Genomic DNA, 21,037 nt, shown 5'->3' on the forward strand with positions numbered 1-21,037 from the left:
AAGGGGTGCGCGGCGAGTCGCCGCGCACCGACTCGACGCGGTGGAGTGGGCGTACTCCCGGTGGGGGTGTGTATCGTGTGGCTGTCGGCGGAGCGTTCCGCCGGCCATGGCACACCGCTCGGGGGCGCGGCAAGCGAATGTGCGTTCTCGTCTCATTAAGTGGAACAAGAGGAGTCTGGTGTCAGGCGCGAAGAAATTGGTCATCGTTGAGTCGCCGACCAAGATGAAGTCGATCGCCCAGTATCTGGGTGACGGGTACGAGGTGCTGTCCTCGGTCGGCCACATCCGCGATCTGATCGAGCCGAAGAATCTCCCGGCCGAGCTCAAGAAGGGCCCGCTCGGCAAGTTCTCGGTCGATGTCGACAACGGCTTCGAGCCGTACTACGTCGTCTCCGATGCGAAGAAGAAGACGGTCGCCGAGCTCAAGCGCGCGCTGAAGAACGCCGACGAACTCCTGCTCGCCACCGATGAGGACCGCGAGGGCGAGGCCATCGCGTGGCACCTCCTCCAGGAGCTGAAGCCCAAGGTCCCCGTTCGCCGCATGGTCTTCCACGAGATCACGAAGGACGCGATCCAGAAGGCGAAGGACAACACCCGCGAGCTCGACACCGCACTCGTCGACGCGCAGGAGACCCGCCGGATCCTCGACCGTCTCTACGGCTACGAGGTCTCGCCGGTGCTCTGGCGCAAGGTCGGCCCCGGCCTCTCGGCCGGGCGCGTGCAGTCGGCCGCGACCCGCCTCGTCGTCGACCGCGAGCGCGAGCGTCTCGCCTTCGTCGCCGCCGGGTACTGGGACCTGATCGGCACCTTCGCCACGGATGCCGCCGGGAGCGCGTTCGACGCGAAGCTCGTGCGCGTCGGGGGTCAGCGCGTCGCGACCGGTCGCGACTTCGACGACTCCGGAAAGCTGACCTCGAAGGCCGTCGTCATCGACGAGGCGACCGCGCAGGCGCTCGCCGCGGCGCTCCGCGACGACACCGTCGCCCGCCGGGTCTCGAAGCTCGAGCAGAAGCCCTACTCGCGCCGTCCGGCGGCGCCGTTCACGACCTCGACCCTCCAGCAGGAGGCCGCGCGCAAGCTCCGCCTCTCCGCGAAGGACACGATGCGGGTGGCGCAGTCGCTCTACGAGAACGGCTACATCACCTATATGCGTACCGACTCGAACTCGCTCTCGCAGCAGGCGATCTCGGCGGCACGGGCGCAGGCGACCTCGCTGTACGGCGCCGACTCGATTCCCGACAAGCCGCGCGTCTACGCGGGCAAGTCGAAGAACGCCCAGGAGGCGCACGAGGCGATCCGCCCGTCGGGCGAGGTGTTCCGCACGCCGTCGTCGCTGCAGGGCGCCCTCCGCGGTCGCGAGTTCGAGCTCTACGACCTCATCTGGAAGCGCACGGTCGCATCGCAGATGGCCGACGCGAAGGGGCAGACCGCGACGGTCACGATCGAGGTCGGCCCCACGGATGCCTCGGCGCCGGCGCCGGCCGAAGCGACGACGAAGATCGGCGGCACGATCGCCGAGTTCACCGCGAGCGGCACGGTCATCACCTTCCGCGGCTTCCTCGCCGCCTATGAAGAGGGCCGTGACGAGGAGCGCAACCGCGACGACGCCTCCGGCGACGCGAAGCTGCCGCAGCTCTCGGAGGGTCAGGAGCTCTCGCTCGACGAGCTCGAGGCCAAGGGCCACGAGACGAGCCCGCCGCCGCGCTACACCGAGGCCAGCCTCGTGAAGCGCCTGGAGGAGCTCGGCATCGGCCGTCCGTCGACGTTCGCCTCGATCATCTCGACGATCATCGACCGCGGCTACGTCACGCAGCGGGGTCAGGCGCTCGTGCCGAGCTGGGTCGCGTTCTCGGTCGTGCGCCTCCTGGAGGAGCACTTCGGCGACCTCGTACAGTACGACTTCACCGCCGAGATGGAGGACGACCTCGACCACATCGCCGCGGGCGAGGCCGACCGGGTCGACTGGCTCTCGAGCTTCTACTTCGGGTCCGACAAGCACCGCGGCCTCCGCCAGGTGGTCGACAACCTCGGCGACATCGACGCCCGTGAGATCAACTCGGTGGCGATCGCCCCCGACATCACGCTCCGCATCGGCAAGTACGGCCCGTACCTCGAGACCGTCGACCCCGACGCCGCACCGTCGGCGACGGGCGAGCCCACGCCCCGCCGGGTGAACCTGCCCGAGGGGCTCGCCCCCGACGAACTCACCGAGGCGAAGGCCCGTGAGCTCATCGAGGCGCCCGTGCAGAGCGACCGCGTGCTCGGCGTGAACCCCGCCAACGGCAAGCAGGTCGTCGCGAAGGACGGCCGCTTCGGCCCGTACGTCACCGAGCTCGAGCCCGAGCCCGAGGCGCCCGCAGCGGTGGTCGACCCGGCCACCGGCGAGGTCGTCGAACCTGAGAAGCCCAAGCGCGGCGCGAAGAAACCCGCCGCGGTCAAGCCGCGCACCGCGTCGCTCTTCAAGAGCATGCACCCCGAGGAGATCGACCTCGAGACGGCGCTGAAGCTCCTCGACCTGCCGCGCGTCGTCGGCGCCGACCCCGAGTCGGGCGTGGAGATCACCGCGCAGAACGGCCGCTACGGCCCGTACCTCAAGAAGGACGCCGACACCCGCACCCTGCCGAGCGAGGATGCGATCTTCGACATCGACCTCGCCGGCGCACTCGAGCTGTTCGCGCAGCCGAAGTACGGTGCGCGCCGCGCGTCGAGCGCGCTCAAGGAGTTCGACAACGACCCGGTGAGCGGCAAGCCGATCAAGGTGAAGGACGGCCGTTTCGGGCCGTACGTCACCGACGGCACGACGAACGCGACGATCCCGCGGGCCGAGTCGGTCGAGGACATCACCTTCGAGCGTGCCGTCGAGCTGCTGCAGATCAAGCGCGACAAGGGGCCCGCAGCTCCCCGCAAGAAGGCTCCCGCGAAGAAGCCGGCGGCCAAGAAGCCGGCCGCGAAGAAGCCCGCTGCGAAGAAGTCGGCGCCGAAGGAGTGAGCGACACCGGCCTCTTCATCACGCTCGAGGGCGGCGACGGTTCGGGCAAGACCACGCAGGCCGAACTGCTCGGCGAATGGCTCGCAGGGGAGGGACGCACGGTCGTGCGCACCCGTGAGCCCGGCGGCACCGACGTCGGCGTGGAGGTGCGCGAGATCGTGCTGCACCACCGCGGCGACATCGCCCCGCGCGCCGAGGCGCTGCTCTACGCCGCCGACCGGGCGCATCACATCGCGACGGTCGTCCGGCCAGCGCTCGCGCGCGGCGAGGTGGTGCTGCAGGACCGCTTCATCGACTCCTCGGTGGCGTACCAGGGTGCCGGGCGCGTGCTCGACGCCGATGAGGTGCGCAGCCTCTCCGAGTGGGCGACGGAGGGACTCGTGCCCGACCTCACCGTGCTGCTCGACCTCGATGCCGCCGCGGCGCGCGGCCGGCTCGACGAGGCGCGCACGCGATACGACCGGCTCGAGGCCGAGGCATCCGAGTTCCACGACCGCGTGCGTGCCGCCTACCTCGAGCTCGCCGCGGCCGAACCCGGGCGGTTCCTCGTCGTCGATGCGGCGCAACCGGTTGACGTGATCGCGCTGGCGATCCGCGAGCGCGTCGCCGCGGTGCTGGGCGCCCGCTGAGTCCGCCGTCGGCGGCGGAGGGTAGCGTGGAATCGTGAGCGTGTGGAATGAGCTGACCGGCCAGGACGCGGCGATCGCCGTGTTCCGTGCGGCGGCCGAGGCCGCGCGCGGCGGCGGCGCCGAGGCATCCGCCGGTGCTTCGCAGCAGATGACCCATTCATGGCTCGTGACCGGCCCGCCCGGCTCGGGGCGCTCGAACCTCGCGTACGCCTTCGCGACCGCGCTCATCTCGGGCGACCCCGACGGCGACGACGTGACCCGAGCCCAGGTCGACGCGCGCAGCCATCCCGACCTGCACGTGCTCGCGACCGAGGGCGTCATCATCAAGCGCGACGACGTGCGCGACATCGTCAAGCGCTCGCACTACGCGCCGTCGATCGGGCGGCACCGCGTCATCATCGTCGAAGACGCCGATCGCATGACCGAGCAGACCTCGAACTTCCTCCTCAAAGAACTCGAGGAGCCGCCCGAGCGCACCGTGTGGATCCTCTGCGCGCCGAGCGAGGCCGACCTGATCCCGACGATCCGATCGCGGGTGCGCTCGGTGCGCCTGCAGGTGCCGAGCGTCGCCGACGTGGCCGAACTGCTCGTCCGGCGCGACGGCGTCGACCCCGAGCTCGCCGAGCGGGCCGCTCGCGAGGCGCAGAGCCACATCGGCATGGCGCACCGCCTCGCGACGAACGAGGAGGCCCGCGCCCGGCGCGCCGAGACCCTCGAGCTCGCGCTGCGGGTGCGTTCGACCGCGAGCGCCGTGATGACGGCCGCGCGGTACCTCGAGATCGCCGGCGACGACGCGAAGGCCATCACCGAACTGCGCGACGCGGAGGAGCGCGAGCACGCGCTGCACTCGCTCGGCATCGCGCCGGGCCAGGCCGTACCGCCCGCGCTGCGGCCGCAGATCAAGGCCCTCGAAGACGACCAGAAGCGGCGGGCGACGCGAAGCCTGCGCGACGGCATCGACCGGATCCTCGTCGACCTCGCCTCGCTGTACCGCGACGTCCTGCTCGTGCAGCTCGATGCCGACGTCGCCCTCGTCAATCGCGAGCTGCTCGCGCAGATCGAGGCCGCCGCAGCGGCCGCGACGCCCGCACGGACGCTCGCGACGCTCGACGCCATCCAGACCGCACGCACCCGCATCGAGGGCAACGTGCAGCCCGCGCTCGCGCTCGAGGCCATGCTGGTCTCCGCCGTGCGCCGCCCCGACCACGAACGAGGAGCCGCATGAGCGCACCGAGCACCGCCCGACGAGCGAATGGCCGAGAGCCCGACGGGCGGAGGCCCCGCGGCCGCCGTCTTGCGGCCGTCGGCGCCGCGCTGGCCGCCGTGCTCGTGCTGAGCGGATGCGTGCCCTCGTTCCTCGAGCAGAAGCCGGTGGTGTCGACGCCCACGGGCGAAGAGGTCTCGGCCGAACTCGAGCCGTTCTACACGCAGGTGCTCGAGTGGGAGCGCTGCGGCGACGGCATGGGCTGCACGACCGCGACGGCGCCCCTCGACTGGAACGACCCGGCGGCCGGCGAGATCGAGCTGGCGCTCGTGCGCCACGTCGCGAGCGGCGACAAGCTGGGTTCGCTGCTCGTGAACCCGGGCGGCCCCGGCGGCTCGGGCTACGACTTCGTGCTCGACTCGCTCGACTACGCGGTCGGCGAGCCGCTGCAGGAGCGGTTCGATGTCGTGGGCTTCGACCCGCGGGGTGTGGGGCGCTCGTCGTCGGTGGCGTGCTACGAGCCCGCCGAGATGGACGACTACCTCTACGGCATCATCCCCGAGGAGCGCGGCAGCGACGCGTGGATCGAGGCGGTCGGCGACTCGGCGGGCGACTTCGGCGCGGCCTGCGACGAGAACACGGGCGAACTGCTCGCGAACGTCGACACGGTGAGCGCCGCGCGAGACATGGACCTGCTGCGCGCCGTCCTCGGCGACGAGCAGCTCAACTACCTCGGTTTCTCGTACGGCACCTTCCTCGGCGCCACGTACGCCGACCTCTACCCCGAGAAGGTCGGCCGGCTCGTGCTCGACGGCGCGATCGATCCCTCGGCGAGCGACTTCGAGGTCTCGAAGGCGCAGTCGGTGGGCTTCGAGGGTGCGATCGACGCCTACCTCGAAGACTGCCTGAGCTCGGCCGACTGCCCGTTCGAGGGCACCGTCGCCGACGCCCGCGACGAGATCGGGCGACTGCTCGACTCGGTCGACCAGAGCCCGCTCCGCGGCAGCGACGGCCGTATGGTCGGGGCCGACACGCTGCTCACGGCGATCATCTACCCGCTCTACAGCGCCGACTCGTGGCCGTACCTCAGCGACATGCTCGAGTCGACCATGTTCGGCGACGCCGACCCCGCCCTCGCCTTCGCCGACGGGTACAACGGCCGCAACGCCGACGGCACGTACCTGGACAACTCGACCGAGGCGTTCCGGGCGATCAACTGCCTCGACTACACGTACCAGTCCGATGTCGCGGTCATGCGCGACAAGGCGGCACAGATCGCCGAGGCCGCGCCGCTCATCGGCAAGTACATGGGCTACGGCGACCTCAGCTGCGTCAACTGGCCGTACCAGTCCGACCGCGAGCGGGCGGAGATCCACGCCGAGGGCGCCGCACCGATCATGGTCGTCGGCACGACCGGCGACCCGGCGACGCCGTACGAGTGGGCCGTCGCGCTCGCCGATCAGCTCGAGAGCGGTGTGCTCGTGAGCTACGAGGGCGAGGGGCACACCGCCTACAACAAGTCGAACTCGTGCGTGAACGGCGCGGTCGAGTCCTACCTCATCGACGGAACGGTGCCCGCGAGCGATCCCGACTGCTGAGCGGATGCCGCGTGGCGGGCCCGCTGCGCGGCATCCACCACGTGGCATCCGACCCTCACGACCCGATGTGGTCATCGAGAGCCTCCGGCATCCGCTACTATGGATTCTCGTGCCAGTCGGTGCGCATCGCGCATCGATCGTCACGCCGCCTTAGCTCAGTCGGCAGAGCGTCTCACTCGTAATGAGAAGGTCGTGGGTTCGATTCCCACAGGCGGCTCCACTCGAAGGCCCGGACACTGTCCGGGCCTTCGGCGTCTGCGGAGATCTCGAAGAAGCGGAGCGCGCGATGACGGCAGCCGAGGCGATCACGGCGGGCAAGTACGTGTCGCTCACCACCTTCCGCAAGGACGGCACGCCGGTCGCGACGCCAGTCTGGTTCGCGCTCGACGGCGATCGGATCGTCGTGCAGACTCCTGCGGGCACCGGCAAGCTGAAGCGGCTGCGACGCGACACGAGGGTGCTCGTCGCGCCGTGCGACCTGCGTGGGCGGGTGCGGGCCGGCGCGCCCCGGGGGCACGGCACCGCCGAGATCATCGGCGACGAGGCCGAGTCGACCCGCCTGCAGGGCCTGCTGCGCCGCCGCTACGGACTCGTCTACGCGCTCGCGAGCGCGGTGATCCGGCCGCGGGGCGGCGCGGCCGCGGACGTGCTCCTGCGCATCACGCTCGAGTGAGCGCCGGGGCGACGAGCGTCACCCGAGCGCCGGCGCGATGAGCGTCGCGTAGTTGGCGTAGCCCGTCGCGTTCGGGTGGAACGCGGCGGTCGTGTTGAAGATGCTGAAGCCGTTGATCCACGGCGAAGGACTGCCGATGCCGTGCCCGGTGAATGCCGCCTCCACGTCGACGAAGGTCGCGCCGTTCGCGACCGAGGCCGCCTCGACCTGGTCGTTCAGCAGACTCGTGTCGGTGTTGACGCGCGACGCGTAGGCGTACTGCGACGGCAGGTGGAAGAGCTGCGGGTAGCCGGCGACGACGATCTTCGCCTGCGGGCCGACCATCGCGCGGACGGCCTGGACGAGCGACGCGACGCGGGCGTACATGGTGCCGTCGCTCACCATGGCCTCGGCCGTCGCGAGGTTCGCCTCGCAGCTCGACGTCGACACGAACACGAAGCAGTTCTGCATGACCGTGGCGAAGCCGACGTCGTTGCCGCCGATCGTCAGGGTCACCCGCTGCGTGCCCGCGGGAATCGCCGGTACCTGCGAGGCGAGCGCGTCGAGCGTCGACGACCCGGCGCAGGCCGGGAACGCGGTGAGCTTCAGCGTGCGCGAGGCGTCGAGCTTCTTCGGGTAGCCGTTGTTGCTGCGATAGCAGCTCGTGTCGAGGTAGCTGCCGCCGCCCTGACCCGCGGCGAAGGAGTCGCCGAGCGCGACGTAGGCGAGCTCCTTGCCGCCGCCTCCACCGCCCCCGCCGGGCTTGCCCGGGCCCTTCGCGGCGAACGCCGGGGCCGCGCCCGAGAGCGCGAGCGCCGTGATGACGACCGCTGCCGCAGCACCCGCGAGCAGCTTCCGCGCGTTCACGACCCGGCCGCGACGAGGTAGGCCGCGAAGACGGCGTCGGTGTACGCGGCGTAGCCGGCCGCGTTCGGGTGCAGGAAGCTCACCGGGTCGCCCGGGTTCTGGCCGAGCCACGGGTCCGAGCCGCCGGCGCCGTGGCCCGCGAACGCGAGCGTGACGTCGACGTAGCCGACCGGGGCGACGGGTACGAGCTGCGCGACGGCGCCGCCGAGTTGCGCGTTCAGCGCCGCGACCGCCGCGTTGACCGTCGTCGCGAGGCCCGGCACCTGCGGGTCGAACGGGATCGGGTACCCGGTCACGAGGATGTCGGCCCTCGGCGATCGCTCGTGCACGGCGGTGACGAGCCCGGCGAGGCGGACCCCGATCTGCCCCGATTGGAGCAGCGCGGTCGCCGCGCCGACGGCCTGGGCGCAGGCCGGGGTGTTCGGATCCGGGATGCACGCGGCGTAGACCGCGCCGATCCCGAGGTCGCCCGCGCCGGCGGTGATCGTGACGAGCGTCGTGCCGCGGTTGATCTGGCCGAGCTGCGTCGCGGCGACGTCGCCGATCGTGGCGCCGCTGCAGCCGGCGTTGCGGAGGAGGTTCATGCGGGGGAGTGCATCGATGCCGTTCGCGTAGCCGGCGCCGGTGCGCCCGCAGTCGTCGAGCGGGGCGCCGTTGCCCTGGCCTGCGGCGAGCGAGTCGCCGAGGGCGACGTACTTCGCGACGGGGAGCTCGGGGGGTGCTGCCTGGGCGGGCAGTGCGATACCGATGGGGATCGCGAGGAGGGCGACTGCGGTCGCGGCGGCGGCGATGCCGTGGCGGACCTTTCGGGTTGAAAGCACGCTCATGCGCCAACGCTAGAGCGAAACTGAGGAATGCACAGCTACCCAGATGTGGGGGTGCCGCGGGGACGACCACCGCGAAGGGCCGAGCTCTCCGATCTCGCCGTACTCGCCGCTTCGCCGTATTCTGGGCCGATGACCGACTCACTGCGCTGGGGCATTCTCGCAACCGGCGGCATCGCCCGTCTCTTCGTCAACGACCTGAAGCTCAACGGATTCGACGTGCGGGCCGTGGGCTCGCGCAGCGAGGAATCGGCGGCGCGCTTCGCCGCGGAGTTCGGGATCCCGAACGTGCACGGCAGCTACGAGTCGCTCGTCGCCGACCCCGAGGTCGACGCGATCTACGTCGCGACCCCGCACCCCATGCACGCCGCGAACGCGACGCTCGCCCTCGAGGCGGGCAAGCACGTCCTCGTCGAGAAGGCGTTCACCCTCAACGCCCGGGAGGCGCACGAGATCGCCGACCTCGCCGAGGCCCGCGGGCTCGTCGCGCTCGAAGCCATGTGGACCAGGTACCTGCCGCACATGATCCGGATCCGCGAGCTCATCGCCGCAGGCGCGATCGGCGAACCGCGCAGCCTCGTCGCCGACCACACCCAGCTCCTCCCCGAGGACCCGGCGCACCGGCTCAACGCACTCGAGCTCGGCGGCGGAGCACTCCTCGACCTCGGCATCTACCCGATCTCGTTCGCGTGGGACCTTTTCGGCGCCCCCGCCGAGGTGAAGGCCTCCGCGACGTTCAAGCCGACCGGCGCCGATGCGCAGGTCGCGACGATCTTCACCTACGGCGACGGCCGCATCGCGACGACCCTGTCGGCGTCGAACACGCGCGGCCCGAACAGCGCGGTCGTGCTCGGCACCGAGGCCCGGATCGAGATCGACGCCGTCTGGTACTCGCCGACGACGTTCCGCCTCGTGCGCCCCGACGGCGAGGTGATCGAGACGTACGTCTCCGAGGTGCACGGCCGCGGCATGCACTACCAGGCGGCGGCCCTCGAGCAGGCCGTCGCCGGCGGCCGGCTCGACGGCGGGGACATCCTGCCGACGCGCGAGAGCGTCGCCATCATGGAGACCCTCGACCGCATTCGCGAGCAGATCGGCCTGCGCTACCCGGGGGAGTGAGCGCGACTCGGGGTTCACCCTGATTCGACCCCGAGTGGTACCGGGAACCCACCCGGAATCATCCCCAGGGCGGATGGTGTCGCGTGCATTCGCGCGGATAGGCTCACCGCAGCGTCGCCCTGCCGACGCTGTACGCGACCGCGCCGGCGGTCGCCCGACGCGGGATCCCCGCGCACCCGACCCGAAGGAGTCCCCGTGTCCGCACGCCGCCCTGTCCTCGGTTTCACCGCCCTCGCCGCCGTCGCCGTGCTCTCGCTCGCCGGCTGCAGCGGCGGCCCCGGCGGCAGCGAGAAGCTGAGCTACGAGGACAGCCCGCTCTCGAAGTACCTCGAGGTCGTGAACGGCTCGTGGGACGAGGAGAAGATGGCCGCCGACCAGAAGAAGGCCGAGGAGTTCAAGGCCGAGTGCATGGCGGAGGAGGGCTTCGAGTACACCCCCGTCGACCAGTCGCAGTACATGACCTCATTCGGCGAGGAGGAGATGGCCGAGCGCGAGACCGAGGAGTGGGTCGCGGCGAACGGCTGGGGCTTCGTGCAGACGCAGGCGGAGATGGACGCCCAGCAGGCCGAGGCCGAGGAGATCACCGACCCGAACCAGCCCTACATCGAGTCGCTCTCGCCGACCGAGCAGGAGGCGTACTACGCCACCCTCTACGGCGTGCCGCCGACCGAGGAGGAGATCGGCGAGGACGGTAGCTACGAGTACAACTGGGAGACCTCGGGCTGCGAGGGCGCGGCGCAGCACGAGATCCAGGGCGAGAACTACTGGGAGGACGAGGAGTTCTCCGACCTCACCGAGGCGATGTCGACACTCTGGGAGGAGCAGTCGAAGCACCCCGACGTCGTGGCGCTCGACGAGAAGTGGTCGGCGTGCATGGCCGACGCCGAGTACCCCGACCTGAAGTCCCGCAGCGACGCGCAGACCATCATCATGGACAAGCAGAACGAGTTCTGGAACGGCGAGAACGCCGAGGGCCCGAGCGAGGAGCAGCTCGCCGAGCTCAAGCAGGAGGAGATCGACCTCGCGCTCGCGGACTTCCGCTGCGGCAAGAAGCTCGACTACCAGAACGTGCAGCTGCGGGCGCAGTTCGACCTCGAGGAGCAGTTCATCGAGGATCACAAGTCGGAGCTCGACGCGCTCGTCGCCGCCTACGCCAAGGGCGAGGAGTGATCCGCAGGCGTCGCGCGGGGGCCGACGGCGGCGATCCGGTCGGCGAGGCGACGGTCGGCGAGCCGACGGTCGGCGACGAGGTCGACGGGGCGGATGCCGCGGGGCGCGGTTTCGACGCACTCGTCGCCCCCGAGGCATCCGAACCGACGGCCGACGAGGCGATCGAGCCCGCCGACCCCGCGGTGCAGGGCTGGCGGCGCGTGCTGCGCGGCAACCGCGTGCTGTGGGTGCTCGCGGCCGTCGCGATCGCCTCGCTCGTCGCGGGCGTCGGCCTCAGCTTCCTCATCGTCTCGCCCGGGCAGGCCGCCGCCGACGCGGCAGCCCCCGACGCGGGCCCCATCACGGTGCCCGTCGAGCTCAAGGCGCTCTCGAACGACGTCACCATTCGCGGCGACGCGGCGTTCGCCGACTCGGTCGAGGTGAAGCTCGAGACCGGCGACATCGGGGGCCCGGCGGTCGTCACCGGGCGCGTGCCCGAGGTCGGCACCACGCTCGGGCCCGCGGCGATCGCGCTCGAGGTCACCGGACGCCCCGTCATCGTGCTGCCGGGCGAACTCCCCGGCTACCGCACCCTCCGCGCGGGGCTCTCCGGGCCCGACGTGACGCAGCTCAAGCAGGCGCTGCAGGCGATCGGCATCGACCCCGGCGACCTCAGCTCGAACGTCTACGACTCGGCGACCGCCGCGGCCGTGGCCGCGCTCTACGACCGCGTCGGCTACCCGCTGCCCGAGGCGCCCGACGGCTCCGCCGATTCGGTGCGCTCGGCTCGCGAGGCGGTGAGCGGCGCCGAGGCGTCGGTGGCCTCCGCCGAGCAGGCGCTCGCCGTGGCGGCGTCCGGTCCGAGCTCGGTCGAACGGGTGCAGCTCGACAACGCCGTGCGCTCGGCCGAACGCGCCCTCGCCGCGGCGCAGGCCACCGGCGACCCCGTCGCGATCGGCGACGCCGAGGACGCGCTCAACCTGGCGCGGGTCCAGCGCGATGCGGGCCTCGCGGCACGCGACGCGAGCGCCGAACGGGCCGCACTCGACTCGGCGCGCTCGCAGCGCGACGCCGCCTACGAGCTCCTCGAGGAGGCCGAGACCGGTCGCCTCGCGTTCCTCCCCGTGAGCGAGGTGCTCTACCTGCAGGACCTGCCGCGCCGGGTCGACGAGGTCATGGTCCAGCGGGGCACGATCGTGCAGTCGGCCGCGATGCTCGTGTCGGGCGCGACGCTCGCCATCAAGGCGTCCGCGGCCGAGAGCGACGCGAAGCTCCTGAAGGCCGGCGACGTCGCCTCGCTCGCGATGCCCGACGGCTCCGAGCTCTCGGCGACGGTGACCTCGGTCGAGCCGCGCAAGGCCGCGGGCGGCGAGTCCGCCGAGGCGGGTCCGCGCTACGACGTGGTGCTCGCACCGGTGAAGCCCACCGACGCGCAGGTCGAGGCGCTCCGCGGGCAGAACGTGCGGGTGAAGATCTCGATCGGTGCGACCGAGGGCGAGGTGCTCGCGGTCCCGCTCGCGGCGCTCACCGCTGGGCCGGGCGGCGAATCGCGACTCGAGGTGCAGGAGGGGTCCGAGACCCGCATCGTCGAGGTGACGACGGGTCTCGCCGCGGGTGGATTCGTCGAGATCACGGGCGAGGTCGCCGAGGGCGACCTGGTCGTGGTCGGCCGATGAGCCCCACCCCGGTGGTCGAGCTCGTCGATGTCACCCGCTCCTTCCCCGGCCCTCCCGAGGTGCAGGCGCTCAAGGGCGTGAACCTCACGATCGGTCGGGGCGACTACCTCTCGATCGTGGGCCCGAGCGGTTCGGGCAAGTCGACGCTGCTCAACGTGCTCGGCCTCCTCGACCGGCCGACGGTGGGCGACTACCGGCTCGGCGGGGTGTCGACGGCCGCGCTCGACGAGGAGGCGCGGGCGGGGCTGCGTGCGCGCACCATCGGCTTCGTCTTCCAGGCTTTCCACCTGCTGCCGCGCCGCACGGTGCTCGACAACGTGCTGCTCGCCACCCTCTACAGCGGGGTGCCGCGTCGCGAGCGGATGCCACGCGCCAAGGCCGCACTCGAGCGGGTCGGGCTCGCGCACCGCATGGACTTCCTGCCGACCACACTCTCGGGCGGCGAACGCCAGCGGGTCGCCGTGGCGCGTGCCGTGATGGCCTCGCCCGAGCTGATCCTCGCCGACGAGCCGACCGGCAACCTCGACCAGCAGACCTCCGGCGAGGTCATGGACCTCTTCGAAGAGCTCAACGCCGATGGGCTGAGTCTCGTCGTCATCACGCACGACCAGCACGTCGCCGATCGGGCGGCGCGGAGCATCCGCATCGCCGACGGGCGGGTGAGCGAGCTGTGACGCGGGGCTTCCTCCGTCGCTTCCGCCGCGGTGCGGCCGACGGCGGCCCGGCGGCCGAGGCGACCGTCGAAGGCGCGGCCGCGGCCGCGACCGACGCGGACGCGGCGATCCCCGCGATCCCGCGTGCCGATCGATTCACGACGCAGGACCTCCTCGTCGAGGTGAGCCACGGCATCGGCGGGCACACCGGGCGCCTCGTGATGACGACCCTCGGCACCGTGCTCGGCATCGCCTCGCTCGTCGTCACCATCGGGTTCGCACAGACCGCTGCGGGCCAGATCAGCCGCCAGTTCGACGCGGTCGCGGCGACGCAGGCGGTCGTGAAGCCCGAGACGTCGAACACGATGGGCGGCAAGGAGATCGCGAACACGACCCTGCCGTGGGACTCGCCCGAGCGCGTCGAACGCCTGAACGGCGTCGAGCGCGCCGGGCTCATCGGCGAGGTGCCGATCGGCGAGCTCCAGATCACGGCCGTGCCGATCAACGACCCCTCCGCGCCCGAGACGCTGAGCCCGACCCTGCTCGCGACCTCGCCCGGGCTCCTCGACGCCGTGCGCGGCGAGGTCGCCGTGGGCCGGTACTTCGACGCGGGCCACGACGCCCGGGCCGACCGGGTCGCCGTCGTCGGCGAGCGGGCGGCCGAGAAGCTCGGCATCAACCGCGTCGACAGCCAACCCTCGATCTTCATCGGCGAGCGGCCGTACACCGTCATCGGCATCGTCGGGGGCATGGAGCGCCGGGCCGACCTCCTCGACTCGGTGATCCTCCCGCTCGGCACGGCGCGGGCCGACTTCGGGCTCCGCAGCGCGAGCGAGCTGCAGTTGCGCATCGATGCGGGCGCCGGCCCGCTCGTCGCGAAGCAGGCCCCCGTCGCGCTCGACCCGAACGCGCCCGAGAACTTCGACGTCCAGGCGCCGCGCTCGGGCTCCGACCTGCAGGAGAGCGTGCAGGCCGACATCAACGTCGTCTTCCTCATCCTCGGGGTCATCGCGCTGCTCGCGGGCGGCCTCGGGATCGCGAACGTGACCCTGCTGTCGGTGTCTGAGCGCACGGGCGAGATCGGGCTGCGGCGCGCGCTCGGCGCGACGAGACGGCAGATCGCCCGCCAGTTCATGCTCGAGTCGGTCGTCATCGGCCTGCTCGGCGGGCTCATCGGGGCGGCGGTCGGCGTCTTCGCGGTCGTGCTCGTGGCGCTCGTGCAGCAGTGGACGCCCATCATCGACCTGCCGATGGTGTTCGGCGCCGCGATCCTCGGCGCGGTCGTCGGGCTCGCGGCGGGCGCGTATCCGGCGCGCAAGGCGTCGAGCATCGAGCCGATCGCCGCGCTCCGCGCCGGCGTCTGAGCGCCGCTTCCTGAACGGGGCTCCAAGGAAGGGGCGCGTAAGATGCCCGCGTGAACGAAGAACCGGATGCCGCGAGCTCGGCCCCGCCCGAACAGGGCGGCCCCGTGGCATCCGTGCTCGCGTTCATCAGGCGGCATCGCCTGCCGCTCGCGATCGTCGGCGGCGTGCTCGTGTTCGCGCTGCTCGCAACGGGTGCGGTCGCCCTCGGCGCCGCGAGCGCTCCGACCGCGGCGCCCGCGGCGGTGAAGCCGAGCAGCACGCCGACCCCGACGGCCGAGGCGCGCCCGGTTCCCGCCGTGGTCGCGCCGGCGAGCCGGTTCCGCACCTGCTCGGTGGCGGCGGCCGCCGCCGACCCCCGCCTCGCGAACCTGCAGGCGCAGGTGATGAAGGCGTCGACCGGCGAGGTGCTCTACGACCGCGGCGGCACGACGCCGTCGCGCACGGCGAGCGTCATGAAGGTGTTGACCTCGGCGGCTGCGCTCTCGGTGCTCGGCCCCGAATACCGCGCGGCGACGACCGTGGTGAAGGGCAGCGAGCCCGGTTCGGTCGTGCTCGTCGGCGGCGGCGACGTGACGCTCTCGCGCACCGCCTCGGGCAACGAGACCGCGTACCCCGGCGCCGCGCATCTCGACGAGCTCGCCGCGCAGGTGCGGGCGGCGTGGGCGGCCGACCCGGCGAACCCGCCGATCACGAAGCTCATCCTCGACGCGAGCTACTTCGGCGGCGACGAGTGGCAGCCGAGCTGGGACCTCGTCGAGCGCGAGGACGGCTACATGTCGAACATCACGGCGCTCATGGTCGACGGCGACCGCAACGACCCGTACTCGAACACCTCGGCGCGCAGCGCCGATCCGATCGGGCGTGCGGGGGAGGCCTTCGCCGACGAGCTCAGCGGCGGGCTCACGATCGAACGCGGCACGGCGCCCGCGGGAGCCGCACAGCTCGGTCAGGTGCTCTCGCCGCCGGTGTCGGCGCTCGTGGACAAGGCGCTCGTCGTCTCCGACAACACGGTCGCCGAGATGCTCGCCCGGCTCGTGGCGATCGAGACGGGCTCGGGCAACGACTTCGCGGCGATCAACGCGGGCGTGCTCGCGGGGCTCGCGCCGTACGGCGTCGACACGACGGGCGTCGTGGTCGTCGACGGTTCGGGACTCTCGAACGACAACGCCGTGCCGCCGTCGTACCTCACCCGCCTCTTCGTGAAGGTCAACGCCCGCGAGGCGAACCTCGGGTACCTGCTCGACTCGCTGCCCGTCTCGGGCGAGCGGGGCTCGCTCGCCTACGACGACCGCTTCTGGGGTGACAACGCGGTCGCCGACGGCCGCGTCATCGCGAAGACGGGGTGGATCAACACGGGCTACACGCTGAGCGGCGTCATCCGCGCCGAGGACGGCACCGACCTCACGTTCGCGATCTACGCCCTCGGCGACGTGACCGACGACGCGAAGACCGCGATCGACACCCTCGCGACCGCGTTCTTCCACTGCGGCGACAACCTCTCGAACCAGTGACGCCTGCGGTCGACGGGTTGCCGTCGCCGCGCACGGGGTGACAATGGAGGCATGACCCGCGCGCTGTTCATCATCGACGTCCAGAACGACTTCACCGAGGGGGGTGCGCTCGGCGTCGACGGCGGTGCTGCGGTCGCCGCGGGCGTGAGCGAGCTCCTCGCCCGCCACCGCGGCGCCTACGAACTCATCGTCGCCTCCCGCGACTGGCACTCGGCCGAGGGCGACAACGGGGGGCACTTCGCGACCGAGGCCGAACCCGATTTCGTCGACACCTGGCCCGTGCACTGCGTCGCCGGCACCGCGGGCGCCGAGTACCACTCCGCCCTCGCCGTCGACGAGGTCGACGTGCACATCCGCAAGGGGCAGGGGGTTCCGGCGTACTCGATCTACGAGGGCACCGACGACGCGGGCGACCGGATCAGCGAGCTGCTCGGACGCCACGGCATCACCGACGTCGACGTCGTCGGCATCGCGACCGACTACTGCGTGCGCGCGAGCGTGCTCGACGCGCTCGAGCACGGGCAGCACGTGCGGGTGCTCACCGACCTCGTCGCGGGCGTCGCGGCCGAGTCGTCGGCCGCGGCGCTCGCAGAGCTCGGCCACGCCGGCGCGCTCATCGTGACGTCGAGCGTCGTCGCCGAGGCATCCGGGGCCGCCGAATGATCGCGACGGAGGCCACGCGCCCGCCGCTGCTGCACGCGGAGAGCGCCGACGGGGTGCTCATCGGCTACCGCGTGCACCGCGCACCCGGTCGCGATGCGTCGCTGCCGCCCGTGCTGCTCGTGCACGGCTTCGCCTCGGACGCGCGCATCACGTGGGAGGGCACCGGCTGGGCGAAGGCCCTCACCGACGCCGGGCGCGAGGTCGTCACCGTCGACCTCCGCGGCCACGGCGACAGCGACAAGCCCGTCGATGCGGCCGACTACGCGCCGATCCGGCTCGGCGCCGACCTCGCCGCCGTGCTCGATTCGGCGGGCGTGCCCGTCGCCGACGCGGTCGGGTACTCGATGGGATGCCGCGTGGTTTCGGCCCTGGCGACCATCGCCCCCGAACGGCTGCGCCGGGTCGTGCTCGGCGGGGCAGGGCCGAACGAGCTCTTCGCGACGTGGGCTCTCGACGAGGTGCGCGCCCTGCTCCTCGACGACCGGCCGACCGCGAACCGGGTCATCGAGCAGGTGCTCCGGCCCGCGATCGAGGCGGGTGCCGACCGCGAGGCGCTGCTCGCGGTCGTCGAGGGAGTGTCGGGGGCGCCGCTCGGCATCCCGGGCAGCATCCCGACGCTGCTCGTCGCCGGCGAGAACGACCCCGTGCCCGTGGGGGTGCAGCAGCTCGCGCTCGACTGGGGCGTCGACCTCGTCACGGTGCCGGGTCGCGACCACGTCTCGACGCTCACCTCGCGGGCGTTCAAGGACGCGGCGATCGGGTTCCTGCGCGACTGAGGGCGAACGGGCGGCGCGGCGCGGTCGTGCGGATGCTCGCACCGGGTGCCGCGACCTCGCTGTACAAGATGTACAGCTCGAATCGGATCGGGCCGTGAAGATCGAGCACCTTGTCGGGTGCACGGACGTCGCTTTGCCGCCCCATCGTCATCCTCCCTAGGCTGCGGATCGTCAGCGGCGACGGGCGCCGTGCGATGACCCACGAGGAAGTAGGGACATGATCCACCAGCGCGACGTCATCGGCCGGCTCCCCGTCTACAAGCCGGGCCGGCCCGCCGCGCAGGGCGCCGTCAAGCTCTCCTCGAACGAGAACCCGTTCCCGCCCCTGCCCTCCGTCGTCGCGGCCGTCGCCGCCGGGCTCGAGTCGATCCAGCGGTACCCCGACCTCGGCGCCGCCGAGCTCACCCTTCGACTCGCCGAGCACTACGACGTCGACCCCGGTGAGATCGCCCTCGGCGCGGGTTCGGTGGAGGTCGCCTCGCAGCTCATCCACGCGAGCGCGGGCGACGGCGACGAGGTCGTCTTCGCGTGGCGTTCCTTCGAGGCGTACCCGATCCTCGTGCAGGTCGCCGGGGCGACGCCCGTGCCGGTGCCGCTCACCGCCGACGAACGTCATGACCTCGGCGCCATGGCCGACGCGATCACGCCGCGCACCCGCCTCGTGTTCGTCTGCAACCCGAACAACCCGACCGGGGCCACCGTCACCGCCGAGGAGCTCACCGCGTTCCTCGCGAAGGTGCCCGCCGAGGTGCTCGTCGTCATCGACGAGGCCTACGTGCACTTCGACGACGACCCCCGCTCGGCGAACGGGCTCGAGTTCTTCCGCAGCCACCCGAACGTCGCCGTGCTGCACACCTTCTCGAAGGCGTACGGGCTCGCCGGGCTCCGCGTCGGGTACGCGATCGCGCCAGCCGCGATCGCCGCGAACCTCCGACGCGTCGCCGTGCCCTTCGCCGTGAGCGACCTCGGCCAGCGCGCCGCGATCGCCTCGCTCGACGCCGAGTCCGAGCTCGAGGTGCGCATCCGCGAGATCGTCGCCGAGCGCGCCCGCGTCACCGCCGGGCTGCGGGAGACCGGCTGGCAGCTCGTCGACTCCTTCGGCAACTTCGTCTGGCTCCGCACCGGCGAGGAGACCGAACGCGTCGAGGGCGTGCTGCAGGCGCACGGCGTCGTCGCGCGCGCCTTCGCGGGCGAGGGGATCCGCGTCACGATCGGCTCGCCCGAGGCGAACGACCGGTTCCTGGCCGCCGCGGCCGAGGCGCACGCGGGGGCCGCAGCCCCCGCGCCCGTCGGCTGACGCGCCCGCACCGACGCCCCGCGCCACCCGCCCCAACCCACCCGGGGCGGCCGCTCCCTGCGGCCGTGCCCGCCCCAGAGACCTGCGCCCCGCGCACGGAACCCCGCACCACGGACCTGAGGAGGATCCCGACGATGAGAACCCACTCGAAGCTCACCGGACTCGCACTGCTCGCCACCGGCGCGCTCGCGCTCACGGGCTGCGCGACGGACGGCGGCGACGCCGGAGCATCCGCCGACCAGATCTCGATCGGCATCAGCCAGATCGTGCAGCACCCCGCGCTCGACGCGACCCGTGAGGGCTTCAAGCAGGCCTTCGCCGACGCCGGCTACGTCGAGGGCGAAGACATCGTCTTCGACGAGCAGAACGCGCAGGGCGAGCAGGCCACCGCCACCACCATCGCCGCGAAGTTCCAGACCGACGGCGTCGACCTCGTGCTCGCCATCGCCACCCCGACCGCGCAGGCCGCCGCCCAGTCGATCGTCGACATCCCCGTGCTCTTCACCGCCGTCACCGAGCCTGCAGAGGCCGGCCTCGTCGACAGCTGGGAGAAGCCCGGCGGCAACGTCACCGGCACGAGCGACCTCAACCCGGTCGAGCAGCAGCTCGAGCTCGTCACCCAGGTCGTGCCCGACGCGAAGACCGTGGGCATCGTGTACAGCTCGGGCGAGGTGAACTCGGAGGTGCAGGTCGAACTCGCCAAGGAGGCCGCCGACAAGCTCGGCCTCGAGATCAAGGAGGCGACCGTCACCAACTCGAGCGAGGTCGCCCAGGCCACCGAGTCGCTCGGCGACGTCGACGCGATCTACATCCCGACCGACAACCGCGTCACCGAGGGCCTCGAAGCGGTCGTGCAGATCGCCGAGCAGAAGCAGATCCCGCTGTTCGGCGCCGAAGGCGGCCAGGTCGAGCGCGGCGCCATCGCCACGTTCGGCATCGACTACACCGAGCTCGGCTACCAGACCGGCAAGATGGCGATCGAGATCCTCGAGAACGGCGCCGACCCCGCCGAGATGCCCGTCGAGACCCTCGACGAGCTCTCGCTCATCATCAACCCCGGCGCAGCCGAGCGCCAGGGCGTCACCCTCCCCGAAGACCTGGTCGCCAAGGCCGACCAGACCATCGAATAAGACGCCCACGGGACATCCGGAAGGCCCTGCATGAACGCCGCACTCGAACTCGGCCTGCTCTACGGGATCATGGCGCTCGGTGTGTACCTCACATTCCGCGTGCTCAACTTCCCCGACCTCACGGTCGACGGCAGCTTCACCACCGGCGCCGCCGTCGCGGCCTCGCTCATCGTGCAGGGCGTGCCCGCCCCCGTCGCCACCCTCGCAGGGGCGGCGTCGGGGGCGGTCGCCGGCATCGTCACCGGGGTGCTCTACACGAAGGGCCGAATCGACGGCCTCCTCGCCGGCATCCTGACCATGATCGCGTTGTGGTCGATCAACCTCAGGATCATGGGCAAATCGAACCTCCCGTTGCTCAGGGAGGACACCGTGATGACGCCGCTGCGCGACAACGGCCTCCTCGGAGGTCCCTGGAGCATCCTCATCTTCGCGATCTTCGCCCTCGTGCTGAAGTTCGCCATCGACTGGTTCCTCTCCACCGACCTCGGCCTCTCCATCCAGGCGACCGGCAACAACGAGCAGATGATCCGCTCCTTCGGCGTGAACACCCACTTCACGACGATCCTGACGCTCGCGATCTCGAACGCGCTCGTCGCGCTCTGCGGCGCGCTCGTCGCGCAGTACCAGGGCTTCGCGGATGTCTCGATGGGCATCGGCCTCATCCTCGTCGGCCTCGCCTCGGTGATCATCGGCCAGGCGATCATCGCCGGACGCTCGGTGTGGGTCGCCACCTTCGCTGTGCTCGTCGGCGCGATCGTCTACCGCCTCGTGATCTTCCTGGCACTGGCCGCGGGCCTCAACCCGAACGACATGAAACTCATCTCCGCCGTGCTCGTCGTCGCCGCGCTGCTGCTGCCGCGCTGGGGCTTCCTGAAGCGCGTCCCGAGTTTCAAGCAGCTCAACCGCCGCGCGGTCAGGGCCTGAGAGGAGCGACGA

18 protein-coding genes and 1 tRNA gene are annotated in these 21,037 nt (G+C 71.7%); 17 read left to right on the plus strand and 2 right to left on the minus strand.

Annotated elements, in window-relative coordinates:
• Positions 1-178 precede the first annotated feature (178 nt).
• The 6 genes from topA (at position 179) to ACFVTX_RS09160 (ending at position 7,093) form a co-directional block, all read left to right on the plus strand.
• The gene (gene topA, locus ACFVTX_RS09135; RefSeq protein ID WP_386899280.1) at positions 179-2,989 is read left to right on the plus strand and encodes a type I DNA topoisomerase; all 2,811 of its coding nucleotides are present in this window, start codon (positions 179-181) and stop codon (positions 2,987-2,989) included.
• The gene (gene tmk, locus ACFVTX_RS09140; protein WP_386899281.1) at positions 2,986-3,618 is read left to right on the plus strand and encodes a dTMP kinase; all 633 of its coding nucleotides are present in this window, start codon (positions 2,986-2,988) and stop codon (positions 3,616-3,618) included. Before topA ends, tmk begins: the two co-directional genes overlap by 4 nt.
• Before the next feature lie 34 nt (positions 3,619-3,652).
• The gene (locus tag ACFVTX_RS09145; protein WP_386899282.1) at positions 3,653-4,843 is read left to right on the plus strand and encodes a DNA polymerase III subunit delta'; all 1,191 of its coding nucleotides are present in this window, start codon (positions 3,653-3,655) and stop codon (positions 4,841-4,843) included.
• Positions 4,840-6,420 carry an alpha/beta hydrolase gene (locus ACFVTX_RS09150; RefSeq protein WP_386899283.1) on the plus strand — a complete coding sequence of 527 codons (1,581 nt, stop codon included), beginning with the start codon at positions 4,840-4,842 and terminating at the stop codon, positions 6,418-6,420. The genes ACFVTX_RS09145 and ACFVTX_RS09150 overlap by 4 nt, the downstream gene beginning before the upstream one ends.
• Before the next feature lie 144 nt (positions 6,421-6,564).
• Positions 6,565-6,640, plus strand: a tRNA-Thr gene (locus ACFVTX_RS09155).
• Positions 6,641-6,706: 66 nt separating this feature from the next.
• Positions 6,707-7,093, plus strand: a complete 387-nt coding sequence (locus tag ACFVTX_RS09160) for a PPOX class F420-dependent oxidoreductase (protein WP_386899284.1) — start codon at positions 6,707-6,709, stop codon at positions 7,091-7,093.
• An 18-nt stretch (positions 7,094-7,111) separates the two neighbouring features.
• Here ACFVTX_RS09160 and ACFVTX_RS09165 read toward each other — a convergent pair whose 3' ends face one another.
• Positions 7,112-7,939, minus strand: coding sequence for an SGNH/GDSL hydrolase family protein (locus ACFVTX_RS09165; protein WP_386899285.1), 828 nt, complete (start codon positions 7,937-7,939; stop codon positions 7,112-7,114).
• Entirely contained in the window at positions 7,936-8,766 is an 831-nt protein-coding gene (locus ACFVTX_RS09170; RefSeq protein WP_386899286.1) for an SGNH/GDSL hydrolase family protein, read from the minus strand. Before ACFVTX_RS09170 ends, ACFVTX_RS09165 begins: the two co-directional genes overlap by 4 nt.
• 129 nt (positions 8,767-8,895) lie before the next feature.
• Between ACFVTX_RS09170 and ACFVTX_RS09175 the strand changes: the two genes are divergently transcribed.
• From ACFVTX_RS09175 to ACFVTX_RS09225, 11 genes are all read left to right on the plus strand, one after another.
• Complete coding sequence (locus ACFVTX_RS09175; protein WP_386899287.1) at positions 8,896-9,882, plus strand: Gfo/Idh/MocA family protein; 987 nt, start codon at positions 8,896-8,898, stop codon at positions 9,880-9,882.
• A 195-nt stretch (positions 9,883-10,077) separates the two neighbouring features.
• A complete protein-coding gene (locus ACFVTX_RS09180) occupies positions 10,078-11,052 on the plus strand; it encodes a hypothetical protein (RefSeq protein WP_386899288.1) in 975 nt (324 codons plus the stop codon).
• Positions 11,049-12,707, plus strand: a complete 1,659-nt coding sequence (locus ACFVTX_RS09185; RefSeq protein ID WP_386899289.1) for a hypothetical protein — start codon at positions 11,049-11,051, stop codon at positions 12,705-12,707. The genes ACFVTX_RS09180 and ACFVTX_RS09185 overlap by 4 nt, the downstream gene beginning before the upstream one ends.
• Positions 12,704-13,381 carry an ABC transporter ATP-binding protein gene (locus tag ACFVTX_RS09190; RefSeq protein ID WP_386899290.1) on the plus strand — a complete coding sequence of 226 codons (678 nt, stop codon included), beginning with the start codon at positions 12,704-12,706 and terminating at the stop codon, positions 13,379-13,381. Before ACFVTX_RS09185 ends, ACFVTX_RS09190 begins: the two co-directional genes overlap by 4 nt.
• A complete protein-coding gene (locus ACFVTX_RS09195; RefSeq protein WP_386899291.1) occupies positions 13,378-14,724 on the plus strand; it encodes an ABC transporter permease in 1,347 nt (448 codons plus the stop codon). Before ACFVTX_RS09190 ends, ACFVTX_RS09195 begins: the two co-directional genes overlap by 4 nt.
• A 50-nt stretch (positions 14,725-14,774) precedes the next feature.
• Positions 14,775-16,235: a D-alanyl-D-alanine carboxypeptidase/D-alanyl-D-alanine-endopeptidase gene (locus ACFVTX_RS09200; RefSeq protein WP_386899292.1), complete on the plus strand. Its 1,461-nt coding sequence runs from the start codon at positions 14,775-14,777 to the stop codon at positions 16,233-16,235.
• Between the two features lie 51 nt (positions 16,236-16,286).
• Positions 16,287-16,898 (plus strand): isochorismatase family protein, encoded by a 612-nt coding sequence (locus tag ACFVTX_RS09205; RefSeq protein ID WP_386899293.1) that lies wholly within the window; start codon positions 16,287-16,289, stop codon positions 16,896-16,898.
• Positions 16,895-17,674, plus strand: a complete 780-nt coding sequence (locus tag ACFVTX_RS09210; RefSeq protein ID WP_386899294.1) for an alpha/beta fold hydrolase — start codon at positions 16,895-16,897, stop codon at positions 17,672-17,674. Before ACFVTX_RS09205 ends, ACFVTX_RS09210 begins: the two co-directional genes overlap by 4 nt.
• A gap of 217 nt (positions 17,675-17,891) precedes the next feature.
• The gene (gene hisC, locus ACFVTX_RS09215) at positions 17,892-18,971 is read left to right on the plus strand and encodes a histidinol-phosphate transaminase (RefSeq protein ID WP_386899295.1); all 1,080 of its coding nucleotides are present in this window, start codon (positions 17,892-17,894) and stop codon (positions 18,969-18,971) included.
• A 134-nt stretch (positions 18,972-19,105) separates the two neighbouring features.
• Positions 19,106-20,101, plus strand: a complete 996-nt coding sequence (locus tag ACFVTX_RS09220; protein WP_386899296.1) for an ABC transporter substrate-binding protein — start codon at positions 19,106-19,108, stop codon at positions 20,099-20,101.
• Positions 20,102-20,131: 30 nt separating this feature from the next.
• A complete protein-coding gene (locus tag ACFVTX_RS09225) occupies positions 20,132-21,025 on the plus strand; it encodes an ABC transporter permease (RefSeq protein ID WP_386899297.1) in 894 nt (297 codons plus the stop codon).
• Positions 21,026-21,037 lie beyond the last annotated feature (12 nt).

This window comes from Agromyces sp. NPDC058136 (assembly GCF_042884375.1).
GTDB lineage: Bacteria > Actinomycetota > Actinomycetes > Actinomycetales > Microbacteriaceae > Agromyces.